We start from the raw sequence: 21,214 nt of genomic DNA, 5'->3' as shown, positions 1-21,214 counted from the left end.
TCCTATTATTGGGTTAAATTAATTTTCGCCCCTTTAATCTCTACCCCAGACTTTCCAGCGGCTGACAGGGATTTTTCAGCCTGAATATGAATTTCCTGTGCATGCGCTATTATATTTTTAGCAGAACTCATCGTGATATCTTTATCCTGTTGCAGAGATAACGTATTTTTGCCACTATTAAAAGCGAGCGTTTTATCTTCATTATCGAATAGCAATGCCTGCTGGTTATCCCCCTGTTTAATCACTAACGTTTTCACCAAATTTTTTTCACTGGGTTTTAACGGCGATTTATTTTTAGGGTTGTGCATGGAGCCTAATATCACCGGGAAACGGGGATCGCATTCAAAGAAACCGATAATCACCTCATCCCCCGGCTCTGGATAGAAGCAAAATCCACTTTCATGACTGGCATAAGGTTTACCCAGCCGGGCAAAAAGCACACCATTGGTCAAGTTAAAAGCGGGGATTTTAACCGGGATACGCTCCAGTGACTGGCTGTCTTGTTGGTATTTCTCCACGATACCGACATGTAACTCTTTAACTTGCGGTACAGCCTGTTCTGCGTCTGATTGCATGCCTAAAGTTAACCGGGTACGCCAACCTTGTCGCTGAGTGATTGTCTGACTGACACCGGTAATAATTGCCTGACCATCCATCCCCTGACCAAAGCCGTTTAATGCCAGAATATGACCCGGTTGATAGCGATCATTACCTTCAACTTCAAAACTGCCAGATATGTTATGACTTCTCCGGTTGTCCATGATGCCTTGAGCAACATGTTGAGTTTGTTCATTATCCAACGGATAGCTGAAAATCCATTGCCATTCCTGGTCAGTCAATGATTTCAGATTGTCTATAGCAAGTTGGTTTTGACCCAGTCCACTATTTTTTACTTGAATGGCCTTCGATAGTTTTTGTTGGCTAATATCCCAAGATTGCACACTGACCATTTTAGGACTACGCTGATTATCCCATTGCAGATTAGCTTCAAATAACACAACGTCCTGATGACTACCACGCTGACGAAGAGTATGCACGGTTGAATGATTAAGTGACTCCGGTGTGACCAACGTAATAGCATCGTGACCGGGTAACAACCAAGTATGAGTGGCATTAAGCCGACTTTTTAAGAATGCCCAGTCATTACAGCGAAACTGAACCATTTGCTCATGAACCGTTTTCAGCTGAGGGGCCTGTTTTATTGTCACAGATAGGCCCGCTTGACTGAATAGCTTTCTGATAATCGCCTCATCACTCTGTTTACTAAATAGCTGCGAGTGGAAACTGTGCGTTAATTTTTGCAGCGGATGTTTTGCCGTCAGCATAATCATGCTGTCCTGACCTTTAAGCCCCAGTGCCTGCCGAACGATGACACCTTTAAATAACACTTTTTTTTGGACCTGCACGATAAGCTCATGATTCGGGCGGCAATTTGTCAATTCAGCCTGAGCCTTTGCCTCGAATATATGACTCACATCACCAACGATACCCAAAGTCATGTTAGCCGAAGGAATACCATTAATATGGTGGTTGATTGTCAGACTGATAACCGTAAATTGGCTGAGCGTTTTGCCATCTATCTTAATGGCTATCTCGGGTATATTCATGCCTTCCTCCGTGCTTGCAGCGTTTGTCCTGGCGTGAAATCATCCAGATTATCCAAACCGTTTTGCCAAGCCAGAGAGAGATAATCGATACCGCCTGCCAGAGAAGCGCCGGCACCCAGTGCGATCAAAGGTAGAGAGAGCATATCGGTTACACTGACCGCAGTAACCGGTGGCGATTTTAATTGTTGCTCGGTAGCTTGAATAACAAAACTTTCATCTGCCACCACAGATAAGGTGGCAGTTGCCCGCAACGGCGTAGCATCCCGGTCAAATAAGGTGTAATGAATATTGAGGCCGTTGGCCCGACAAGCAAAATAACCTTTATTTTCCCAGCGCATTTTGCCCCATTTGATTTTAAGGTAATGGGGGGCTTTAGTGCCAGCATCAACGGCACAGAGGGTTTTCAGGATCGCCAGCTGGGTTTCGATCGGCGTATTGTTGCCGGGCATAGAGGCATCAAACAACAGATTTAATGACAAGCCAGCAGGCTGAGACGATACATATTGGTTGCTTTGGTAGGTACCGGTAACGCTTTCTTCCTTTTTATAACTGGCCTGATAATTGAACTGGATTGCATCCGGGTTATACATGACCTGTAAACTGCCCACCAAGATTTTACCTTCCCGATCTTTAAAAGCAGTCAGCGTGAGTTTGGACAGACTACGTTCAATTAAGCTCATAATGACCTCCTGCTTCACGTAATGCCTCTAGCACCTCTCGCTTCACCCTTTCAATCAAGCGGGCATTATCTAACTCTTCCTGAACTAATGTTCGTGGAGATGATGAATCACTCATGGAATCAGTGACTTTGGCCCGAATAATCAGTTCTTTAATTTCTACCGTCATACTGTCACTCCTAACCAGAGCATATCCTGATAACGTAATTCCAAAGAGTTCACCAAAACAGCATTGCTTTTGGCATCAAAGTCACCGGTAGACCAACGAACCGGTAAGGCGTTACTCACTGTCCAGCTTGCCACGGGTAAATAATTTTCATTCAGCAACATAATGACCACATCAGCATAAATCGCTTTTTCCCCACGCAGGACATGATCAAATACCAGAGTGAGCGGCGTCACCGTCATCACACCGCGTTCCAACACCAAACTGCCATGTTGGATCTTATCGGCCAGCCAAACATTTCTAGCATTTTCTCCACCCTGGCTGTGTTGGGTGGTTTGCAGTTCACGGCTCAGACCCGAGATCCGCTGAAAGGCAATATCAAGTGGACTGGGAATATTGTTAAACAAAAAACTGGCGATAAAACGGTGTGATACTGACGGGGTGTAGAAGTTTTGCATATTTTGCCCCTGTTTAACTTAACCTGGTTGTACCGGTACGCGTATCAAACGTCAGACTCAGCTCAATAAATTCTGACGGAATTAACAGCGCTAGCCTGATTTTCATGATCATTTTCCCGGCCCGCATATCCGCTTCACTCATTGACTCATCAACACCGAGTAAGATGTCAAATGCCCGTTCTTCCTCAGTCCCCCGCAGTCCACCTTTTAACCACAGCTGATGTAGCCAGTTATAAGTTTGGCCTTTAAGTTTCATCCAAGTAATCGGGTTATTTGGCTCGAAAACGAAAGCATGGCCGAGTCGGGTCATATGAGCTTCAATATAGGAAACCAGACGGCGAATTTGAATATAGCGCCAGGGAGAGTCGGGTGTGTTGTCCAGAGTGCGACATCCCCAGATTTTTATCCCTTTGCCGGGAAAACTGCGAATCAGATTCAACGGGGTGTCATCATCCCGATTAAAGAAGGCATTAGCTTCAATAAAAGAGCGTATCGGACTCACCACTTTGGCTAAAGCCACATTAGCGGGAGCAGTCCATATGCCTTTCCGTTTATCGTTACTCTGAATGACAGCAGCAACCGCAGCCGTAGGCGAAAGTACGACAGTATTTTGTCCTGCGTCTTGGTAAGCACTGTTCAGTGCTGGCCAATATACCGCGCCCCATTGCCGATCACTTGAGGAAAATTGCTCTAAACATTTAGCCGCCAGTGCTAGGTCATCAGGGGCATCCAACAATCCTATAATGCCACGCCGGCTCTTACAAAGATCGAGCACTGACTGCCAAAACTGCAACCAAAGATCTATTTTTGCGCTGGGATCACCCATCCGATTAAAGCGGGCAATATCAGGAATGACAATCAGTGTGATAGCACTCTCTGCGGAAATGACCTGTTTAATCCAATCCTGTTGTAACGCAGTGATCAATGATTGAAAATCTTTTAATTGCGCATTAAGACCCAGTGGCAATACATAGGCTTGCTGTCCCCCATTTTCAAAGAAATGGCGCACGGAATAGTACGTTAATCCTGACTGAGCAAATGTCAGAGTAAAATCGGTCAGACTAGTGAGTTTAACGGCTTTATCGCGACTGCTTTCGTTTACAAGACGTTGGATATCACCGATAAAAACAGGTACCCCGATGAATTCATTATCCTGTTTCTGCGATATTAGGTTTTCCGTTACGGTTACGCCTGGCTGTTTTATCATCTCCATGATCATCTCCTTAGCAGTAAACAGACGCAGCGCTAAACCGCGTCTTAATGCAGTTACTGTGCTACGTTTTGCGAAAATTGCAGGATAATAAATTCAGCCGGACGGACCGCCGCCATCCCAACCTTGACGATCATTTTTCCGTCCCTAATATCTGTCTCGGACATGGTGATACCTTGACCAATTTGCACAAAATAGGCTTCCTGAAGGTGACTACCGACCAGCGCCCCTTGCTGCCAAAGTTGGTGGAGATAATTGTCAATGGCTGACCGTACTCGCTCCCAGGTGGGTTGGCTATTGGGTTCAAAGACAGCAACTTGCATTGCCTGTTTGATATCCCGTTCTGCACTATTAAATAAGCGACGTACCGGAATATAGCACCAGTCATCACTTTCTTTCAGGGTACGTGCGCCCCAAATCAGGGTGCCTTTACCAGTAAAGTGACGGATAGCATTAATGCCCGCTTTATTCATAGCACCTTGCTTATCATCGGTGATCACCTTGTTTGGTTTAGCATTATTCAATGCTACGTTGGCGGGCGCTTTCCAAACACCACGACTAGCATCGGTTGCCGCATAAGCACCCGCAACGGCGGCGCTGGGTGGCAAGGTAATTGGTGTTGTGGGTACGTTAGCTGCCTGCCATTTGTCATAAGCTAATTTTTTAGCTTTTTCATACTCTTCTTTATACTCTTTTGGTGAATCCGTATTCAGATCAGCTAGCGTATTCACCTCTTTATTCCCCTGATAACCCCTTAACACAATATCAGCATCCGTTGGCGGGTTATAAGTAAAAGAGGTCTCTAAATCAGGGTAATAGACAGCGGTTTTATCCGGTTGGGTCGTTGGCTTATTTGTTCCATCTTTACTGTCAGCAATCAGAAAATAACCCACTTTTTTTTGCAACAAGGAATTTATCGCATCGTAAACAGCCTGTTTTGTATGAGGTTTTAACGTTTCATCCGTTTCAGCACAGAGCAGTAAAGTGATCTCCTGCTGTTTTTCAATCAGGTCTGGCAGCGTTGCTAATTCTGTTGTCGCAGTACCTGCATCAGTTGCTACCAATGGCAACAAATAACAGATACCACCGCCATTATTAAAATAATGCTGCACAGCAAAGGCACTTAAAGAAATTTCTGTGATAGTGGCAACATAGGTATAGGTGTATTTAACCTCCTTTTCCTCTCCTTCCTTTTTCTCTTTTTCTTTCTCTAGCGAATCACTACCTTCAGTAACAGCAAGTCTCTGAATGTCTTTTGGTTCCGTAGTTTTAGGCTTAGGTTCAAGTTCAGGTTCAGGCTTAGGCTTAAGTTCAACCTTGGTAGCCTCAGCCTTTACTGACACTACAGGCGAAAACGAAAACTGTGAGGTAAAATCCAACCAACTGGTGATTTTAATACAACTACCCGGTTTTATCGGGGTTCCATCTTTTCTAAAAAACTTACCAATAAAAACCGGAATCGCTGTTGGGCTGGTGCTAATTGATAACGAGAGTGAAGCATCCTCTTCAATATAGACACCGGGTGTAGTATATGCGACAGAAGGCATTATAACGTCCTCATTCAATTTAGATGATTTTTACCGAGCTTGCCCAATTGACTGGCTAAACTGCAAAATAATAAATTCAGCCGGACGAACCGCCGCCATACCCACTTTGACGATCATTTTGCCCTGTTTAATATCATCATCAGTCATCGTGGTGCCTTTACCAACTTGAACGAAATAAGCCTGATCAGCTTTATTTCCCACTAATCCGCCTTGTTGCCAAAGGGAATAGAGATAATTATCAATAGCCCGGCGCACAACCTCCCAGGTGGGTTGGCTGTTGGGTTCAAATACCGCGAAACTCATGGCGTTTTTGATATCCCTTTCTGCACTGTTAAACAGGCGACGAACCGAGATATAACGCCAGTTATCACTACCTTCAAGTGTTCTGGCTCCCCAGACAAGCGTGCTGCCCTTAGGAAAGGTACGGATCATATTCAACGCCTTATCTGACTTTTCTTTACCTTTGTTATATTCCCCTTGTAAATCATCAGTCACCGGGTATTTAGGTTGTAATCCGCCTTGAATAGGGACGTTAGCCGGTGCTTGCCAAACCCCCCGGCTGTTATCGACATTGGCATAAATACCGGCCATCACGGCACTGGGTGGAATATCAACGGGAGCTTTTTTATCTCCCCATTCAGCTGTTAGCCAGGGATAGTAAACTGCCCCGTAAGGGGTCGCAGGGTAAGATTGAAGTATTTTTTCGGGTTCTTTTATTTCACTATCACTCTTTGGGCCATCAAAAATGGCGAATAATCCTTTACCCGGTTTACAAAGTGTACTTACAGCCTCTTTGATATCTTCTCCGGCAGCAACCAACAAGGTTACATCATCAAGTTCTGGAACCTGGCTGGCTAAATCTTTGGTTTTAACCAGATAACCATATCCACCGCCATGAATAAAATAAGCACGTAGTGAAATATCAAGCATGTCAGTGGGATTAAATTGCCCTCCTTTTCGTGTCAGATAGTCCAACCAGCTACTAATGCGAATATGGGTCGCTGACATTAATAAATTGTTATTTGCAACAGCAAAAACAGGCACTGCCGTTGCACTTGTACGGACAGAAAGTGCCAATGAAGCATCTTCTTCAATATAGACACCCGGATAAGATGTATCAATTGTCATAATATTAGCCTTTAAAAAGCACTGTATTAACGTGCCAGATTATTCCTGACACCAAACAGTGTATTAATGGAATTCAACAGTAACCCGATCTGCTTTCAAGCTTATCTCTTGCACCGCAACTTCATTACTGGTTGCATCAAAACTGGGAGCAGTTAGCTTTTCTGGGAAAGCATTAGCGATATTCCAGGTAATCAGCAGATTTGAACCTGTTTCATCGGTCAGACTAATAGAAATATCTTTCTTCTCTATCTGATTAAGAGAAATAGAATTAATCCAATCGTACAACTTAGATTGCCCTTTAAAGATACCTCGCTTCAAGGTAATAGTCGGTCTTTGACGCTGTCCAGGCATTTGTAGCCAGTTACCTACTCCATCACGATATTCAATTGTGTCATAGCTGATATCTAATCCTGATACACTTTGAAAACACATTTGTTCATCACCAATGGTAACGACAAAACGATAGGTTGGGATTGGGTATTGAACAGCAATTTGATCGGCAGTTGTAGACATCGTTATTTCCTTCCTAAAAAAATTTATATTGAGCTAAAACACTCATCATTTCAGGTACGCTACCGCCCTTAGGTATCACGCCTAATTCCTCTGGTGTATTAGCCCGGCTTTTATATCCAAATCCTCATAGAAGAAATGAGGCGACCTAACTAACACCTGAACCCACTAAATTAGTACGTGATTAGTACGTGATTAGTACGTGATAAACATCACACTAGAGCCATTCGCTGATCAATAGTCACTCACCCATACCTAAATAAAAGTTAAAAATAAAAACTAATTATTTTTATCGCTGCTTTTGCTCAATGATTCAATACAATTACCCAACAATCACCCAATACTTCCCAGTTAGCTGGGGCATCACTCATAGTCATCTATTCTCTAATTCGCATAAAAATGATTTATAAAAATCCAATAATACCTAAAAAATTTTTATCTATATTATAAAACGCCCCTTTATTTCATAAATAAAAATAACCGCCATCAAAAATATAAATAAAATTGATAAATAAATAATTATCATTAATTTTATTTCTCAATAAAAATCAGAAAAATAACATGCATTACAAAACAAAATAAAAATTTTAAATTATTTATTTTCTTGCATTATTAATGCAGAAATTATATAAATTTTAACAGGCATAAGCCTATTTGAGTCTCCTGGCTATAGCGGATAGGTAAACACTAAACACATTAAACAGAGGCAGAGAATGCGTTATGCTGAAAATAACTAGAGATGTTTATTTGGACTGTGACTCCAACAAAATAATCCATGGTAAGAATATGTTTATCATTACGGAGAAAGAGAAACGCCTGCTACTCGCACTGTGGGAACATGCATCACAAGGGAACACCTTAAACCGGGAACAGCTAATCCCGCTGGTTTGGCCTGAACGCCAAAACGGAGTAGCAGAAACCAATCTATTGCAATTGATCTGTAAGTTACGCCGGACACTACGCTATTGTGAGCTAGGCGAAGCAATACACACAGTATACCGACAGGGCTATCGTTTTATTTTGCCATTTCAAGATAAAGAACCAGAAGATAGTCAGTCTAAGAATACCGAATCATTCATCCCCACAAATACAATTCCCAAGCCATCTTATTGGCGTTTCACCAAACTTATTATCATGTTCATCACGGCAAGCATCTGGTTATCTACTATCTTATATACTGCTCCTTTTTTTAACTGAGAAATAATGATGACTTATATTTTAATAATTGAAGAAAATATTAATAAAATATGAATTTTTATTTTCAACCCTATTAAACATTCACAAATGGAGATAAATTAAATAAGAAACAACCGAATTAATTCAACTATCGCCTGCGGCTCATTCCATAAATTCATGAGCCGCTTTAATCATTAATTATGATTCATCATTATGAAAATTCAGGTTGACTTTAACTAAATAAAATCGTCACATAGCTCTTGTAATTTATTAATAGCACGCCCAACATGGAAACCATCACAAGTAGCATGATGCACTTGAATTGCCAAAGGCAACTGCGTTTGATTTCCATTCTTGTAAAATTTTCCCATCGTAAATATGGGTGGAAAATAATCTGTAAAATTCGCAACGTTCAAGTTAAACCCATCAAAACTTACCCACGGCACTGACGATATATGAAAGTGGTTTTCAGGTAGTTCTGGTTTAGAAAAAAAACAAAGATCATCTTTATAGGTTTCATAATCAGCAGAATAGTTTTTCATAAACTCTGGCAGATCACAATTGAACTCAGTCCAAATCGCTGAGAATGTTTCTGTTTCATTGTGAAAGATTGTATACGCAGGATTTACACTATCCCATACAACTAATTCTTCATCTTTTACAGCCACTCTGAACTCAGAGTAAGAGTTCACAACTTTTGATATTAAATAAATCATGGTCGGGTAGAATTTATATTGTTTTTCTACCAACGAAGATAACAAATGGGTAATATCAATTTTTGTTGTCAGACTAAATCCACATTGCACGACATTACGGAAATGCAAGAAATGCGCTTTCCTATTCCAGAGATCTATATCAACCTTTGAGTAACTCATATTTTTCCCTTCTAATGTAAAATTTAACAAATTGATTAAATTAGAAGGGCTGCTCTTTCTGTTTGTATTGGGATCATAATCACTCCGGTATGAAATTGGATTAAATACCCAGTTTCTGATGAAGAAAAATTATATATTAGCTAAAAATAAATAACCACCAATACAGAGTTATCTTTATAAATCAGATAGTAAGAGACTCCACACCATGAAAACTTACACAACACATTGTAAAATTGGTATTAATGTTCACTAGCGCTGAGTTTTGATGTCACCCCGCAAATATTGAGTTTGCTGCTCGTTCTCAGCAATCATTCTTCGTAGATCAAAATAATCTTGTTCAGTTACTGAAAAACGTCAATTTCAGATTTAATATTAGCAAGTTACTCTATATGTTTATCATCCAAATCAGACGAGCGTTTTATCCGCTCCTGCTGACTGACAATTTTATCCTGTTGCTCCAACAGCCGACAATGAAAAAGCCCCGCAACCAAGCGAGGCCATAATTGAATTCATATTTTTAGGGTTTTAACGACTGGTTTGCGTTTCATACACCTCAACGCACATGTTGCAAACAATCTTCATCTGGCTCATACCCCATAACTATCTGGGGAGCATTACGCTCTAAGCGTTCAGCCTGCTTCCAATTAATACCAAATTGTTCCATTGGAGTTCTACCATCTGCGAAAAGTCCAGAAATGATCTCTTCAGCCATTTCCTCTATTCGCTGCATTGAGTATGACATGATATCCCCTCGGATACGGCTCTTTCTTAAGAAAAGAAACGCCCTTAATATGTCAGTATTTGAAATTTACTCTACTTGACAAAAAACCACCCTATCTTTGAGTGGTGTCACATGTTCTTACGTCTGTTCAATATGCAATATAACCTAAGCTATTTCAACTTATTTTGTTCATTAATTCATGTATTAGAAGACAAGTTATCCACAATGAATACATTAATAATGGGATAAATATGTTAGTCATCACTTTTATCAGCTACAAGATTTTCAAACCGATGGGGAATTCCGACGTTTTGACTATCGCAGGAGAAAAGTTTTGGAAAAGCCAATAGATTATGTATTTGTATTACTGGGATTTTCTTTATCGATTCTATCAATGATAATATTCACTCGTTGTTGGTATACTCTAAGAAATATCTTCCCCCATCTCAGGCAATAACCTTTTAAAACCTGCCGCAATCGGGGAATTTTCCCACCCTTACTTGTCTTGGGAAAGAGAGATCAATAAGAATATCAATGGGTTAATTAGACAATACTTTCCAAATGGAACCGATTTTAATGAAGTCTCTGCTAAGAAAATAAATTTTGTGGTAAACCGATTACATCATCATTCCCGAAAAACATGGGGTGGTAAAACATAAAATGAATTATTTAAGGGAATACGAACATGCTTACTTCCAGATTAACGATGTTGCATTTATTATGTGAATCAACCAACGCTCAAAGAGAAGTTGTAATTATCAACCTGATATCATCGATTAATGAATGGAATAATCCAGCTTCCACATTAGCAGAAAAACCGCAAAACTTTCTTTATACTTTATCTGATAACCTCCATCAGTTACGCCCTCTGCAAGAACGACAGGATATTGATGGTATGCAAATTATTTATAACTGGAAGCAATTGGAAAGTGCATCAAGGAAATATGATTTCTCCGCGATCGAAAAAGATCTGATGCCACTTAGCAAGATCAAAAAGAAGCGGGTTGTCCAAATCCAAGATCGCTTTCTTGAGAAAAAGGAAGGCAAAGCACAAGGCTATGGATTGCTATTCAGTGGAATTCATAGAGTTGCGCAAACGCTACCAGAATTTGCTTTCTGCGCTAGCAAAAGAGTTTGATGGTCGTCTTACCGGTATTAACTTGCCAGAAACCGACATTAATATTGACATGAAGTGACAAAACCGGATTTTGCTGCCGAACTTGGCAATGTTAAATTTACCCGTCAAGTATTCAAAAAACCCTATGCGGTGCAATATGTTAATTTCTGACCATACGAATGGAATAACGCTCATCAGTATATACCCGTCGTCTTTCAAGTTGCCTCTTTGTTAGCTGCTCTCACTCACCCCGGTCACATAGTTCTCTATGACATAGTTATCTATGCTCCCGGGGATTCGCTCCCTTGCCGTCGTGCCGCATCTTGAAATCCATTAGGTATATATCTTGCCTGTTTTATTTCGTGTTGAAAAATAAGATAGGTCTTGGTGGTCCAGATATCGTGCCATATAAACCCACTCAGATGAAAAACGCCTATCCATTTTTCAATCGTTACAAAGGTAAACTGGATTTGGTCGCGATAGCAGTCTAGGAGACTGCCCTGATCTGTACCAACCCGAAAATCATTTATCCAAGAGAAATTCACTGATTTTGCCGAAAACTATCTGGAGGCTAACATCATTTTTTAGCGCGCCACTGCGCCGTGGCTAAAACAATAAACCAAAATCCATGCTAGTTGATATAGTATGTGTGATGCCAAGATGAACTGTGACTGACAGTTAAACAAGAAAAGGCCATAAACAATGGCCTTGAATAATTTGATACCGGGAAAATACCGGCCCGGAAATAATATGTCATTAACCATAAGAAATGAATGGTATTTATTCAAAGTTCTTTTACATATCGAACAAGGTTTGGTTGAGCCTAATAAAACAACAAGGCAGTAATTGGCCCAACGGCAAGGAACAAGTCACCTTTCCCCTCCACCATAAAACATTATCTTAGATATTCAAACAAAACCAAAATAAATATAGATTTCTTATTTAACTACAGTGAAAACTTTCTATAACTATCTTATAGAATAACAACGCGGAGCTTACAATAAGCTACTCCGCGTAAAATAAACTCTAGCTCATATCATTAACTGAATCGATAAAACGATTGAGTACACTTGAATGCGACTTAGATTTATAAATATAACATTGGTTTGCTACGCCAGGTTTTACAATAGGAACAAAACTCAAAGCATCTCCTCCTTCCAATTCGTCAGGATGAGAGTCTGTAATAAAAATATAGTCTCTTGAATAAATAAAATTCAGACAGCATCCCATATTATCCATTTGGCGCATATTCACTTTACTACCACTTTGAATAACTTCTTCTTCCAAGTTTTTAATGAAACTGCTTTTATAAAGTACAGGGTCGCATAACCAAGTATTATTTTTTAGCAATTGCATTACATCTCCACCAGCAATATCCAATAATTCTTTTCGGCAGCAAATCCCCAATTCAGGCCCCTTTATTTTACGAATAAGACTGAAACGGTCGCTTAGTATCTTTTCTGAGCTTAGAATCAGCGTGTTGCCGTCATAATCCACTATTTCTTCAATGTTATCATAACTAAACCGGAATATATTTACCTGGGAGCTATTTCTATCAGCTGCCTTATATAAATAAATTAGATGCTTGTTTTTCCCCCAATCGTAATAAATATTAACTATGTTACATATACTACCACTGATATGTTTTTTAGTTATTTCTTTTTCTTGTAAATAAAGATCTTTAAGATCGTTATATAATTCTAAACCATCTTTAGTCAGACTCATCCCAAATTTCTCCCTTTTGAAAAGGCGCTTCCCTAATGTTGCCTCGAAGTCTTTGATTGATTTAGCTACTGGAGGAGTTGTTCGGTTCATCACTCTTGCCGCTTTACTTAAAGAACCATTTTCCACCACTGCCATGAATGCTTCTAATTTACGAGAAAAAAACATAATTCACCGTTCCTATATAACCTGTGGCTAAAATAATTTCTTTGAAATAGCCTTCACCAAATGACAGTTAAATCAAGTTTGATACGCGAAGGCATAAATTTTGTACAAAAAAACAAATACTTCTCAAACATATACCACATAAAAAAAGCTTATGTTCAATACATAGGTGGCTCAATAAACGCTATTATTCATGTTTATCATGGTTCAAAAATTAATCTCAACCAATCAACCATTAGAAAATATAAACATTACTAACGAGCTCAATTTTCTATCAAAGATTAGGATAGGGTTCTACATTTTTCAGTAATCAATTTTTGTAACACTAGAGATAAAAACGGTCTATCGGAGGTGGTTTCTCACTATAAATTATTATATTTTTCACAATGAATTATAATATTGAAAGGTCCGTTACTATTTCGCTCTGACCATTGTCAATAGTTACTTTTTAAAATCCATCTGTTATTATTGTTCTTGTGTCTTTTTACTGGATGGCTGTAAAAGATGAAATTTATCTCTTTTAATATTAATGGATTACGTGCCCGCCCCCATCAGTTAGCTGCGATCGTAGAGCAGCATCAACCCGATGTTATTGGTTTACAGGAAACAAAAGTTCATGATGAGTTGTTTCCTTTAGAAGAAGTCAGCAAGCTTGGCTATCATGTATTTTATTATGGTCAGAAAGCCCATTACGGCGTTGCGCTGCTAACGCGTCAGGCTCCTGTTGCTGTACGCCGTGGGTTTCCAGGAGATGATGAAGATTCCCAACGCCGTATTATCATGGCAGACATAAAAACCCCTCACGGGCTATTAACAGTCATTAATGGCTATTTTCCACAAGGGGAAAGCCGTGACCATCCAGTGAAATTTCCCGCAAAAGAGAAGTTTTATCAGGATCTGCAAAGCTATTTGGAGCAAAATTTATCTCCCCAATCACAAGTGCTTGTCATGGGTGATATGAATATCAGCCCAACAGATCTGGATATCGGGATTGGTGATAACAATCAAAAACGGTGGTTAAAAACAGGTAAATGTTCTTTTCTGCCAGAGGAACGAGATTGGATGGATCGTCTGAAAAATTGGGGATTGGTTGATACATTCAGGAACCTGAATCCAGAATGTAACGACCAATTTTCCTGGTTTGATTATCGTTCAAAAGGGTTTGATGATAATCGCGGGTTGCGTATTGATTTGCTGCTCGCAAGTAAACCATTAGCGAAGCGCTGTATCGCTACAGGTATTGATTACAAAATCCGTGAAATGGAAAAACCTTCAGATCATGCACCTGTTTGGGCAGAATTTGAAATTTGATATTCTAATTAACCCTGAATATCAATGACTTTTTGCAGAATAATGCAACAATTGCGCCTTAAGGCGCAGTTGCTTTAGTTTTCTTCCCAGATTTTACTTTTTTCCCGTTTTTACCTTTAACCGGGACGGGAGGTAAATCACGGAAAGCTTGCAAGTTGCGGTTCTGCTTAGCCTGCCAGATTAACTGCTGCAATGTCTCCTCAAGCGGCCCCATGAAATCCTGATAGCGGAACTGTTTTTCACTGATTTGCGTTAACCGTGATTCCCAGTGTGCTGTCATATCCGGTAAAGCTGCTATATCCGGCAATACATGAATCAACGCCCTGCCCGCTGGCGTTGCATGAATATGACGTCCTTTTTTATAAAGAAATTCTCGTTTAAACAACAATTCGATAATGCCAGCCCGCGTTGCTTCAGTCCCTAATCCATCTGTGGCCCGCAGAACTTTTTTTAATTCCTTATCCTGTACAAAACGGGCGATTCCCGTCATAGCAGAAAGGAGGGTCGCATCAGAAAATGGCTTTGGTGGTTGAGTCTGACGGTCTATCACCTCTCCTCTTTCACACAATAACTCATCACCTTTCGCAACCACGGGTAATGGCGTTCCATCATTTTCTTCATCACGCTCTTTATTACCAAGCAACGTTCTCCAACCTGCCTCAGCAAGAAAACGAGCTTTCGCAATAAATTTTCCACCAGCAATTTCCAATTCAATAACACATTTTCGAAATATCGCATCAGGGAAAAATTGCATCAAATATTGTCTGGCAATCAAACCATAAATATTAGTTTCGTTGTCTGTCAAATTGGTATGGCTATTTCGGGCGGTTGGAATAATTGCATGATGAGCATCAACCTTCTTATCATCCCAACAGCGATTCTTTCTATCTACTTCCAATAAATCTTGGGGTAATAGATTTGTTGTATGAACAGATATCGCATTAAGCACTGCATGACGCCCGGCAAAATGCTCTTCAGGTAAATAACGGCAATCAGAACGGGGATAAGTAATCAATTTATGCGTTTCATATAACCGCTGACAAATATCCAGCACTTGTTGCGCATTCAAGCCAAAACGTTTAGCGGCTTCAATCTGCAATGAGGATAACGAAAACGGCAAGGGAGCAACTTCAGATTCCCGTTTATCTTGATACGATATTACATAGGCTGGCTGACCGGTTATTCTGGCAATAACATGTTCAGCCAGAGGCCGGTGTATCAATCGACCTTCTTCATCCTGAAAATCGATACAAGATTCACTCGGCTGCCAAATTGCGATAAAACGTTCATCTTTCGGCGTAACAATATGAGCTTTTACTTCAAAGAAGTCTTTTGGTACGAAATGCTCAATTTCTTCATCCCGACGAACGACTAATCCCAAAATAGGTGTCTGAACCCGTCCAACAGATAATACACCCTGATACCCCGCATTGCGTCCAAGCAAAGTGTAAGCCCGGGTCATGTTGATACCATACAACCAATCAGCCCTGGCTCTGGCGAGAGCTGAAACGCATAGCGGAATAAAATCCCGGTTATCTCTCAAACGGTCAACCGCTTTAGCAACTGCTTGTGGATTTAGATCATTTACCAGACAACGGCGAACATTTTTTCGTTTTTCACTATCCAAATTCAAAAAATCCAACACTTCATCTACCAGCAGTTGCCCTTCGCGATCCGGGTCCCCCGCATGTATCACTTCATCTGCTTTTTTTAGCAATTCCTGAATGATATTAAGTTGTTTCGCAACAGAGGGACGAGGTTTTAACTGCCATTTTTCAGGAACGATAGGAAGGTCGACCAATGACCAGCGAGCAAAACGACTGTCATAGGCATCAGGTTCCGCCTGTTCCAGCAAATGTCCAATACACCAGGTAACAAGCTGGTTATCTCCACAAGCAATAAAGCCATCACCACGGCGATGCGGTTTAGGTAGAACATCCGCAATCGCTCTGGCTAAGCTTGGTTTTTCTGCAATAAAAAGCCGCATGGATATTATTCATTCACCTCAATTAGCACTCTGCCTAACCGTTGCTCAGACAATTCACCAATTGCTGTCAGTTCAATGCCATGACATCGTGCAATAGCTTTCACTTCATCCACAGCCTCTGGCAGAACGGCCAACAGCAAGCCACCGGATGTCTGCGGATCACATAACAGTTTGCGCTGAAGTTCTGTCATTTCGCCAATAAGATGACCATAACTGTCAAAGTTACGCCCGGTTCCCCCCGGAACACAACCTTTTTCAATATATGATTCTACTTCCGGCAATTTGGGAATTTTTGAAAAATAGAGCGTTGCCTGAACACCTGAACCTTCACAAACTTCACTCAAATGCCCTAAAAGGCCAAACCCAGTCACATCAGTCATTGCCGTAACACCAGCAACTTCGGCAAAATCAATCCCCATTTTATTCAATCGGCACATTGTTTCTGTCGCTATCCCCTGATGCTCAGGCAACAACAAGCTTTTTTTCTCAGCCGTGGTTAATACGCCAATGCCAAGCGGCTTTGTCAGAAATAGCTGACTACCTGCTTTCGCTGCACTGTTTTGTTTCACCCGGGCAATGTTAACGATACCGGTTACAGCCAAACCGAAAATAGGCTCAGGTGCATCAATAGAATGCCCTCCCGCCAGTACAATCCCCGCCTCTTTACAGACAGCCCGGCCACCTTCAATCACCTTACGAGCAATCTCTGGTGCCAGTTTCTCAATCGGCCATCCCAAAATAGCTATCGCCATAATGGGCTTGCCGCCCATTGCATAAATATCGCTGATAGCGTTTGTTGCAGCAATACGCCCGAAATCAAACGGATCATCGACAATCGGCATAAAAAAATCTGTCGTGCTGATGATACCCGTGCCATTCCCTATATCATAAACCGCCGCGTCATCTCGTGTTTCATTACCAACCAGCAAATGAGGGTCAAGAAACTTTTCCTGTTCACTGTGCAGAATGGTTTCCAGAACCTTTGGTGAAATTTTACAGCCGCACCCAGCGCCGTGGCTGTATTGGGTAAGGCGAACTTCTGTTGACATAGCAGACTCCGGTTAGAAGTAGCTGACAAAATTAGTCATATCTGGCATGGCAACCTTGCCTGGTGCTTTCAAAGCAGGTGTTCCCAAGTAGAGAAAACCCACTATTTTATCATGTTCATTACAACTCAGACCGGCACGCACTGTATTATCATCAGTCCATGCGCCGGAACGCCAAATACCACCAAACCCTTGTGCTACCGCAGCCATTTGCATCGCATGTACAGCACAACCAGCAGCAACGACTTGTTCCCATTCCGGTATTTTGGAATTCTCTGTCACTCTTGCAATAACAGAGATGATTAATGGCGCACGATAAGGCGCATTTTTCGCTTTTTCTTCTGCCTCAACACCCAAATTACTGTTAACGGCAGCCTGATGGAGTAATTGACTGAATCGCTCAATACCTTCATTCTGCATGACAATAAAGCGCCACGGGCGTAATGCACCATGATCAGGCGCCCTCATACCTGCAGCCAGAATATTCTGTAATGCTTCACCTTGAGGCGCAGGTGTCGTTAAACGTGATGCTGAACGTCGATTCAATAAGAGTTGCAATGCGTCCATATTTTTCTCCTAGATTAAGATGTTTTATTATAAGCTAATATTTTCTGTTTGTTTGTTAATGAATAAAAGCCCAAAAGCGTTTTTTTCGGGCAATATGCCATTATTTGAAGCTGACATTGACATGTCTGGTCATTAGGATAGCCTCATTTGATCCCATCTTTGGAGATGATATGCGTATTTTATGGAAGTTGATCGCAAGATTATTTAAATGGAGTTGGCAACTACTGAATTTTGTTAGGGAAGTCGTTTCGAACCTGATTTTTATCATACTCATTCTGGCTGTTGTTGGCGGATTTCTGATTTATCAACAACCAAACAAAACGGTAGATAGTTATCAGGGAGCCTTGTATGTCAATCTCACTGGCGTTGTTGTAGATCAAGTTTCCAATCGTAACCCGTTGAATCAGTTGGGACGAGAACTGTTTGGTGCCTCCAGCAATAAATTACAGGAAAACTCCCTGTTTGATATTGTTGATAATATTCGCCAGGCAAAAACTGACGACAAAATCACAGGTCTGGTACTGAAACTTGATGATTTCATGGGCGCTGACCAATCATCTATGCAGTATATCGGTAAGGCAATTAATGAGTTTAAAACTTCCGGCAAACCCGTTTACTCTATCAGTGACAGTTACAATCAGTCACAATACTATCTCGCTACCTATGCCGATAAAATTTATCTGTCACCACAAGGGACCGTTGGTCTTTACGGCTATTCAACCAATAATCTCTATTATAAATCCTTGCTGGATTCACTGAAAGTTACCACCCATATCTTCCGTGTCGGGACGTATAAATCAGCTGTTGAACCCGTTATGCGTGATGATATGTCTCCAGCCGCCCGCGAAGCTGACAGCCGTTGGGTCAACGGTCTTTGGCATAACTACCTCAATACTATCGCCACTAACCGTAAGCTTTCTGTTCATCAAGTATTTCCAGGTGCTGATGAGATGATTGCTAATCTGCGTGCGGCTGGGGGTGATAACGCCCAATATGCACTTAAACACAAGCTGGTCGATTATGTTGTTCCACGTAATATTATTGAAAGCGAAATGACCAAAGCCTTTGGTTGGGATGAGAAAAATCAGCATTTCAATGCCATCAGTATTTATGATTATGCACCACAGAATAGATCATCATCCAAGGGCAATATCGCCGTTATCGTAGCACAAGGTGCGATCATTGATGGACAGCAAGCTCCGGGGATGGTTGGCGGTGATACAACCGCTGCTCAGATCCGCCAGGCTCGTCTGGACGATAATATCAAAGCAGTTGTTCTGCGAGTAAACAGCCCTGGTGGCAGCGTCAGCGCTTCTGATGTTATCCGTACCGAACTGGCTGCCCTACGTGCAGCAAATAAACCCGTTGTCGTTTCTATGGGTGGGCTGGCTGCATCCGGCGGTTACTGGATCTCCACACCGGCCAATTACATTATCGCAAACCAAAGTACGCTGACCGGTTCTATCGGTATCTTCGGTGTTATCACAACTTATGAAAACAGTTTGGATCATATTGGTATCCACACTGATGGGATCGCTACAACGCCATTAGCTGATATATCCTTCACTAAAGGGCTGAGTAAAGAGTTCTCAGAACTCATGCAGCTTAATATTGAGAATGGCTACAAGAACTTCATTGGCTTGGTTGCGGATGCTCGCAATAAGACACCGGAAGAAGTTGATAAGATTGCTCAGGGGCATGTGTGGATTGGTAATGACGCGAAAGCCAATGGATTGGTCGACCAATTAGGTGATTTCGATGATGCCGTTGCAAAAGCCGCTGAATTGGCAAAATTGGATAAGCCAGAACTTGACTGGATGCAACCCGAAATGTCATTTAGCGAATTGCTGATAAGCCAATTAACGACAACCGCTCAAGCCATAATGCCGGAAGCTATTCAGGCATGGCTGCCTGCTCCACTGGTTCAAGTGGCCCAGCAAGCGAAACAACAGGTAGAGTTCTATCGCCATTTGAATGATCCACAAAATCGCTATGCATTTTGTTTAAATTGCGAGGATATTCGCTAAAATGCCGTAACCATGCCATTAGCAAGAATATGTCATGATAATTCATGACATAGCTCTGGCAATATTTGAATGCATTAAATCATTAGCCTGATAGATACCCTGTCAGGCTTTTTTTATTTGGTAATATCCCTATAATCCAGTTGATCTTTTTACGAGGTACACAGTCATGCAGAAGAAATCTATTTATGTCGTCTATACCGGCGGAACAATTGGGATGCAACATTCATCTCAGGGATACATTCCCGTTTCCGGGCACTTACAGCACCAATTAATCAAAATGCCTGAATTCCACCGCGCTGAAATGCCGATATTTACTATCCGTGAGCATCAGCCACTGATTGATTCTTCTGATATGACCCCCGAAGACTGGCAATGTATTGCTGACGATATCCAGCAGAATTACGATGATTATGATGGTTTCGTGATTTTGCATGGCACAGATACGATGGCGTTTACCGCATCAGCGCTCTCTTTTATGTTTGAGAATCTTGGTAAGCCAATTATTGTTACAGGGTCACAAATTCCATTAGAAGCACTGCGTTCCGACGGGCAAACAAACTTGCTAAATGCGCTTTATCTTGCCGCTAATTATCCAGTTAATGAAGTCAGCCTGTTTTTCAATAATAAACTGTTCCGTGGAAACCGGACAGTTAAAGCCCATGCAGATGGTTTCGATGCCTTTGCTTCACCAAACTGTTCTCCATTAATGGAAGCGGGTATTAATATCAAAGCTTTCAATACATGCCCGGCGCCTGCCAGCCAAGGTGAATTTATCACCCATCGGATTACCCCCCAGCCAATTGGCGTAGTAACCATTTACCCCGGTCTTTCCAGTCAGGTTGTGAATAATATTTTAATGCAGCCAGTTAAGGCATTAATCCTACGCTCATATGGCGTTGGAAACGCGCCACAGCACCCTGAATTACTAAAAGAGCTAAAACAGGCTACAGAAAGAGGAATTGTCGTTGTCAATCTGACTCAATGCATTTCTGGTAGGGTAAACATGGAAGGATACGCAACAGGCCATGCTCTGGCTGAGGCTGGCGTGATAAGCGGTTATGATATGACTTTTGAAGCAACTTTAACCAAATTACACTATTTACTCAGTCAATCGTACAACCACGAAGAGATTAGATATCTAATGCAACAAAATTTACGTGGTGAATTGAGTTATGCTGACAAATAATCCAGGAAAAA

At 41.3% G+C, this 21,214-nt stretch carries 19 protein-coding genes and 2 pseudogenes; 6 read left to right on the top strand and 15 right to left on the bottom strand.

The window, feature by feature from the left end:
- Nucleotides 1-5: 5 nt before the first annotated feature.
- The 8 genes from EAE89_RS12615 to EAE89_RS12580 all read right to left on the bottom strand — a co-directional run bounded on the left by EAE89_RS12615 (nucleotide 6) and on the right by EAE89_RS12580 (nucleotide 7,306).
- Nucleotides 6-1,607, bottom strand: coding sequence for a phage baseplate assembly protein V (locus tag EAE89_RS12615; protein WP_214085983.1), 1,602 nt, complete (start codon nucleotides 1,605-1,607; stop codon nucleotides 6-8).
- Nucleotides 1,604-2,287 carry a CIS tube protein gene (locus tag EAE89_RS12610; RefSeq protein ID WP_054479751.1) on the bottom strand — a complete coding sequence of 228 codons (684 nt, stop codon included), beginning with the start codon at nucleotides 2,285-2,287 and terminating at the stop codon, nucleotides 1,604-1,606. Before EAE89_RS12610 ends, EAE89_RS12615 begins: the two co-directional genes overlap by 4 nt.
- A complete protein-coding gene (locus EAE89_RS12605) occupies nucleotides 2,274-2,453 on the bottom strand; it encodes a DUF5908 family protein (RefSeq protein WP_054479748.1) in 180 nt (59 codons plus the stop codon). Before EAE89_RS12605 ends, EAE89_RS12610 begins: the two co-directional genes overlap by 14 nt.
- Complete coding sequence (locus tag EAE89_RS12600) at nucleotides 2,450-2,908, bottom strand: phage tail protein (RefSeq protein ID WP_054479746.1); 459 nt, start codon at nucleotides 2,906-2,908, stop codon at nucleotides 2,450-2,452. Before EAE89_RS12600 ends, EAE89_RS12605 begins: the two co-directional genes overlap by 4 nt.
- 13 nt (nucleotides 2,909-2,921) lie before the next feature.
- Nucleotides 2,922-4,121: a phage tail sheath family protein gene (locus EAE89_RS12595; RefSeq protein WP_214085982.1), complete on the bottom strand. Its 1,200-nt coding sequence runs from the start codon at nucleotides 4,119-4,121 to the stop codon at nucleotides 2,922-2,924.
- A 53-nt stretch (nucleotides 4,122-4,174) separates the two neighbouring features.
- Entirely contained in the window at nucleotides 4,175-5,665 is a 1,491-nt protein-coding gene (locus EAE89_RS12590; protein WP_214085981.1) for a phage tail sheath family protein, read from the bottom strand.
- Nucleotides 5,666-5,695: 30 nt separating this feature from the next.
- On the bottom strand, nucleotides 5,696-6,793 hold the full coding sequence (locus tag EAE89_RS12585; RefSeq protein ID WP_054479740.1) for a phage tail sheath family protein: 1,098 nt from the start codon (nucleotides 6,791-6,793) through the stop codon (nucleotides 5,696-5,698).
- Between the two features lie 63 nt (nucleotides 6,794-6,856).
- Nucleotides 6,857-7,306, bottom strand: a complete 450-nt coding sequence (locus EAE89_RS12580; protein WP_015834130.1) for a phage tail protein — start codon at nucleotides 7,304-7,306, stop codon at nucleotides 6,857-6,859.
- Nucleotides 7,307-8,089: 783 nt separating this feature from the next.
- Between EAE89_RS12580 and EAE89_RS12575 the strand changes: the two genes are divergently transcribed.
- The gene (locus EAE89_RS12575) at nucleotides 8,090-8,500 is read left to right on the top strand and encodes a winged helix-turn-helix domain-containing protein (RefSeq protein ID WP_235525477.1); all 411 of its coding nucleotides are present in this window, start codon (nucleotides 8,090-8,092) and stop codon (nucleotides 8,498-8,500) included.
- Between the two features lie 215 nt (nucleotides 8,501-8,715).
- Here the strand turns inward: EAE89_RS12575 and catA are convergent, their stop codons facing one another.
- From catA to EAE89_RS12565, 3 genes and pseudogenes are all read right to left on the bottom strand, one after another.
- Nucleotides 8,716-9,354, bottom strand: coding sequence for a type A chloramphenicol O-acetyltransferase (gene catA / locus EAE89_RS12570; RefSeq protein WP_214085980.1), 639 nt, complete (start codon nucleotides 9,352-9,354; stop codon nucleotides 8,716-8,718).
- 249 nt (nucleotides 9,355-9,603) lie between these two features.
- Nucleotides 9,604-9,684 (bottom strand): annotated as a pseudogene (locus EAE89_RS24175) (lysis protein); the annotation flags it as partial.
- A 223-nt stretch (nucleotides 9,685-9,907) separates the two neighbouring features.
- Nucleotides 9,908-10,096 (bottom strand): hypothetical protein, encoded by a 189-nt coding sequence (locus tag EAE89_RS12565; protein WP_054479736.1) that lies wholly within the window; start codon nucleotides 10,094-10,096, stop codon nucleotides 9,908-9,910.
- Between the two features lie 464 nt (nucleotides 10,097-10,560).
- On the opposite strand from EAE89_RS12565, the pseudogene EAE89_RS12560 reads away from it, so the two are divergent.
- Nucleotides 10,561-10,734: pseudogene (locus EAE89_RS12560) on the top strand (IS30 family transposase); the annotation flags it as partial.
- A 26-nt stretch (nucleotides 10,735-10,760) separates the two neighbouring features.
- The gene (locus tag EAE89_RS12555; protein WP_214085979.1) at nucleotides 10,761-11,213 is read left to right on the top strand and encodes a hypothetical protein; all 453 of its coding nucleotides are present in this window, start codon (nucleotides 10,761-10,763) and stop codon (nucleotides 11,211-11,213) included.
- Between the two features lie 1,005 nt (nucleotides 11,214-12,218).
- Here the strand turns inward: EAE89_RS12555 and EAE89_RS12550 are convergent.
- Nucleotides 12,219-13,082, bottom strand: coding sequence for a helix-turn-helix domain-containing protein (locus EAE89_RS12550; protein ID WP_054479734.1), 864 nt, complete (start codon nucleotides 13,080-13,082; stop codon nucleotides 12,219-12,221).
- 501 nt (nucleotides 13,083-13,583) lie between these two features.
- Between EAE89_RS12550 and xthA the strand changes: the two genes are divergently transcribed.
- Nucleotides 13,584-14,390, top strand: coding sequence for an exodeoxyribonuclease III (gene xthA / locus EAE89_RS12545; protein WP_214085978.1), 807 nt, complete (start codon nucleotides 13,584-13,586; stop codon nucleotides 14,388-14,390).
- A 58-nt stretch (nucleotides 14,391-14,448) separates the two neighbouring features.
- Here xthA and EAE89_RS12540 read toward each other — a convergent pair whose 3' ends face one another.
- Genes EAE89_RS12540 through EAE89_RS12530 form a run of 3 tightly spaced genes read right to left on the bottom strand, consistent with a single transcriptional unit; the run spans nucleotide 14,449 to nucleotide 17,990 of the window.
- A complete protein-coding gene (locus EAE89_RS12540; protein ID WP_214085977.1) occupies nucleotides 14,449-16,377 on the bottom strand; it encodes a DNA topoisomerase III in 1,929 nt (642 codons plus the stop codon).
- A gap of 5 nt (nucleotides 16,378-16,382) precedes the next feature.
- Nucleotides 16,383-17,426, bottom strand: coding sequence for a selenide, water dikinase SelD (selD, locus tag EAE89_RS12535; RefSeq protein ID WP_054479727.1), 1,044 nt, complete (start codon nucleotides 17,424-17,426; stop codon nucleotides 16,383-16,385).
- Between the two features lie 12 nt (nucleotides 17,427-17,438).
- Nucleotides 17,439-17,990 carry an NAD(P)H nitroreductase gene (locus tag EAE89_RS12530; RefSeq protein ID WP_054479725.1) on the bottom strand — a complete coding sequence of 184 codons (552 nt, stop codon included), beginning with the start codon at nucleotides 17,988-17,990 and terminating at the stop codon, nucleotides 17,439-17,441.
- 170 nt (nucleotides 17,991-18,160) lie between these two features.
- On the opposite strand from EAE89_RS12530, the gene sppA reads away from it, so the two are divergent.
- Entirely contained in the window at nucleotides 18,161-20,017 is a 1,857-nt protein-coding gene (sppA, locus tag EAE89_RS12525; protein WP_054479722.1) for a signal peptide peptidase SppA, read from the top strand.
- A gap of 166 nt (nucleotides 20,018-20,183) precedes the next feature.
- The gene (gene ansA, locus EAE89_RS12520) at nucleotides 20,184-21,203 is read left to right on the top strand and encodes an asparaginase (protein WP_054479720.1); all 1,020 of its coding nucleotides are present in this window, start codon (nucleotides 20,184-20,186) and stop codon (nucleotides 21,201-21,203) included.
- Nucleotides 21,204-21,214 lie beyond the last annotated feature (11 nt).

The organism is Photorhabdus heterorhabditis (assembly GCF_018448905.1).
Lineage (GTDB): Bacteria > Pseudomonadota > Gammaproteobacteria > Enterobacterales > Enterobacteriaceae > Photorhabdus > Photorhabdus heterorhabditis.
The sequence above is the reverse complement of the archived record's forward strand: the minus strand, read 5'-3'. Positions and strand labels throughout refer to the sequence as shown.